The sequence below is a fragment of the Thermincola ferriacetica genome, from assembly GCF_001263415.1.
Lineage (GTDB): Bacteria > Bacillota > Thermincolia > Thermincolales > Thermincolaceae > Thermincola > Thermincola ferriacetica.
Genome location: NZ_LGTE01000055.1, coordinates 1 through 1,936 on the forward strand (window position 1 = coordinate 1; position 1,936 = coordinate 1,936).

General features: G+C 42.5%; 1 protein-coding gene and 1 pseudogene. Both read right to left on the reverse strand.

The window, feature by feature from the left end; genetic code table 11:
- Window positions 1–1,552, reverse strand: a 1,552-nt coding sequence (locus tag Tfer_RS16775) for an Athe_2463 domain-containing protein (protein ID WP_427916573.1), incomplete at its 3' end; no start/stop codon positions are given.
- Window positions 1,552–1,936: pseudogene (locus Tfer_RS15615) on the reverse strand (copper amine oxidase N-terminal domain-containing protein); the annotation flags it as partial. The gene Tfer_RS16775 and the pseudogene Tfer_RS15615, both read right to left, overlap by 1 nt.

Genomic DNA, 1,936 nt, shown 5'->3' on the forward strand with positions numbered 1-1,936 from the left:
CTATACTGGTGACGGCTATATCGGTGACATGGGATTTGATCAATACCCGCCGGGTGTTATTCTGCCAGTTGATGTCTTTGAGAGTGGGTTCCTGGGGCCATATTTTGGCCACAATTTCGCTGTTGTGACCTAGTGCAAGGCCGGTGAATTTGAAGGAGAAGGTTTGGATCATAGTTTCCGGCTTTTGGGGGTCAAATACGACTATGGACTGATCCAGCTTTTTACCTTCCGTGGATGAAATAGAATAACCGTTATGGGTCAGCCCCAGTTTGGCGGTTACCTTTTCCCTGTAGCCCGGTTTTAAGGCATAAATTACTGTGCCGGTATAAACCTGGCCTGGTTCGGTAAGAACGGTATGAAGTTTGAGTTCTTTAACACAGAGGTCGGGCGGCGGTGCTACTTTGATTGGAACCTTCTTCACATTATCAGTCATGTCAGCCGGTTTGCCGTCTGCCGTTGATTCAAATTCATGGTGCCGCGGCACATATTGCCCGTCGTTAATAGCTGCTATGAGTTGGGTAGTCCCTCTCTGGGCTGTCCATTCAAAGGTGGCTGTAATTTCTGAGTTTTCGGCATTAAAGCTGATGGTTTGGCTTTTCGCCTCAGTAAAACGGTCAGGATACTCAGGCACCGGTTCGGAAATGTGGCCGTTCCCTGATATTTTCTTTAACTTTCCTTTGTATGCTTGTCCATTAATTTCATGCAAGCCGGCCACGAAGGGCCTGAGCAGCGCTAAATCCAAATCCCGCCGGATTTCTCCCGTACCGAAGACAACTGTTGCAGTGTACTTCTTGCCTATTTCCGCTTTATATACAGCATTACCCACCTCATCTGTTTCAACCGGAGTACCGGGGTCTATGCTCTTGACATAAAGGTTGGGAACAACGGGGTCAAAGATACATCTGGGTGCCAACGGAACAGAAATGTACCATATTGTACCGTCTGCTTTTTTGTGCCACATTCGTCCCATTCCCCAGCCTGAATTAGTGGGCGGCTGGAGAATATGGACATACTGAGTCCAATCTTTGAAAGTGGAATTTTGAAAATTCTGAGAACGTATATCAAGCAAACCCTGCACGATATTAGCTAAATACTTCTGATCACCATCATAAGGTTTATTTTCGCAAATTGGTGGTTCTTTTCTTCTTTCTAAAGAACGTATAACTTCTCCGTTAATCCAGGGTAAAGGTAACCAATCTTTCTCCTCGATTAATCCTTTCATTTTTTCGTCGTCCGGGAAGTCAGGATTAGTAATGTATTCGCCATAATAGTTTTCGCCTAAGTAACGATAAGCTCCGTTTTCTTTCCCAGTTGGTTCCCCATAAAACAACATATGGGTGTTATCAGTATAAAACGTAATATTTATTTTTTTATCTTTTTTTCTGTTTATCGTTAAAAATTCTGATCTCCCTAAATAGTTATTATCATCTATCATGGCTGCTTCTAAGTTTTTAGGATAAGTAGGCGGTGGTATATAATTTGGGTTTAGGCCCCATGCAAGATTTGGAAGAAAACAAATGACAATTAATAAAGTAAGTTTAATTTTTCGCATTAAATTTTCACCCCTGGCTGCCAAACCGTAATATTTACAGACCAATACCCACCTGGAGAAATGACTCTTATGGTCTGATTATTAACTATCCAGTATTTTACGGGTACTTCATCATCACGTGTTTTCTTCAAACGTGCATAATCAACAATTTCTTTGGCTTTAGAACTCCCAAATTTACTTGCTAAGATAGTTTCGGCTTCTTTAAACTGTGATTCCAATTCAATAGTTGTATCGATGCCAATATTTATTTCTGCCTTCACAGGGTTATCTTTAGGATAAATGTCGATATCTACCAAAGTCGTCCCCTCCGGAATCGTATACCCATTATTCACCGTGATCTTCACGGTTCTGGTCTTGGCAAGCCACTCCACCGTGGCGCGCAAG